We start from the raw sequence: 1,244 nt of genomic DNA, 5'->3' as shown, positions 1-1,244 counted from the left end.
GCAGGGGCACCAGATCCTTGGCTATCGCACTGATATTCATATTCTTCCTCTTATGACCCGCCACGCTGGCGGGCCCTAGTCACATGAGAGTAGGGGCTGTTGCACCGGGCTTCTAGCCTCAGCTCAACAGCCGCTTGCGCCTGATCGCAAAAAGGCATCCAGTTCGGAGCGGGTCGGCAGCGCCGTCATCGCCCCCTTGGCGGTGGTGGCAAGCGCCCCGCAGCCGTGGGCCTGAGCCAGGATGGCGGGTAGCTCGGCCAGTGTCGGCAGCGACGAGCGCCCGGCCAGCGCCGCCAGCAGACCGGCGACGAAGGCGTCCCCCGCCCCCGTGGTGTCGATGGGCGTCACTTTATGCCCCACCCACTCCAGCAACTCGCCATCAAGGCGAGCCACCACCCCGGCCGCCCCTCTGGTCACCAGCACCAGCGCCGGGCCAGAGATAGTTGCAAGCCCGGCGACCAGTTCATCCTCGCCACTCAGCAGTTGCAGCTCCTCGATGGAGAGCTTGACCACATCCGCCTGCGCAATGGCCTGACGCACCAGCGGCAGCATCTCGGCAGGGTTGCCCCACACCTCGGGGCGCAGGTTGGGGTCGAAACAGACCCGCCCTCCTGCCGCCTTGATAGCCGCCATGGCCTGCAGGCTGCTGGTGCGCACCGGCTCGTTGGCGAGCGCGATGGAGCAGGTGAGAAGCCACTGACCGGCGTCGAAGCGGGGCAACTCATTTGGGGTGAGAAACTGGTCGGCACTGGGGCGCACCATAAAGGTGAAGCTGCGCTCCCCCTCATCATCCAGTGCCACCAGCACGGTAGAGGTGCGATGGTCTGGATCGAGCCGCAGCGCACCGATATCCACCCCCTCCCCGCTCAGGGTGTCGGCCATAAAGCGGCCGAACGGATCGGCACCAACCCGGCCGATAAAGGCCGCATCGCCACCCAGCCGTGCCACACCAACCGCCACATTGGCGGGCGCGCCACCCGGACACTTGAGGTAGTGCAACGCCCCTTCCGGGATCAAGTCCACCACCGCATCCCCCATTACCCACACACGATTCGTCACCTTGCTACTCCACTGCTGCATCGGATCCACGGTCAAACCCGAACTCTGTTCTGTTGGCTGACATTATCAGCTGAACCGTTTTAGCCAACCAACAGATCTCGGCACCGGCTGCCATTTTTGTGATCGGGATAACGAACTAGAACCAGGTTTCCATCTGTACGCCAAAGTTCCACTCGCCACCGGCG

At 64.1% G+C, this 1,244-nt stretch carries 1 protein-coding gene; it reads right to left on the bottom strand.

Annotation, left to right across the window (positions count from 1 at the left end; genetic code table 11):
• Positions 1-123: 123 nt before the first annotated feature.
• Positions 124-1,080: an aminoimidazole riboside kinase gene (locus G5358_RS21155; RefSeq protein WP_421324888.1), complete on the bottom strand. Its 957-nt coding sequence runs from the start codon at positions 1,078-1,080 to the stop codon at positions 124-126.
• Positions 1,081-1,244 lie beyond the last annotated feature (164 nt).

The sequence above is a fragment of the Aeromonas sp. 604176 genome (assembly GCF_049170755.1).
Taxonomy (GTDB): domain Bacteria; phylum Pseudomonadota; class Gammaproteobacteria; order Enterobacterales; family Aeromonadaceae; genus Aeromonas; species Aeromonas veronii_A.
This window is presented reverse-complemented; position numbering and strand designations above follow the sequence as displayed.

What these genes read in the sequence shown, in the direction of transcription:
- G5358_RS21155 (WP_421324888.1), bottom strand. Translation starts at nt 1,080, where the DNA reads ATGCAGCAGTGGAGTAGCAAGGTGACGAATCGTGTGTGGGTAATGGGG.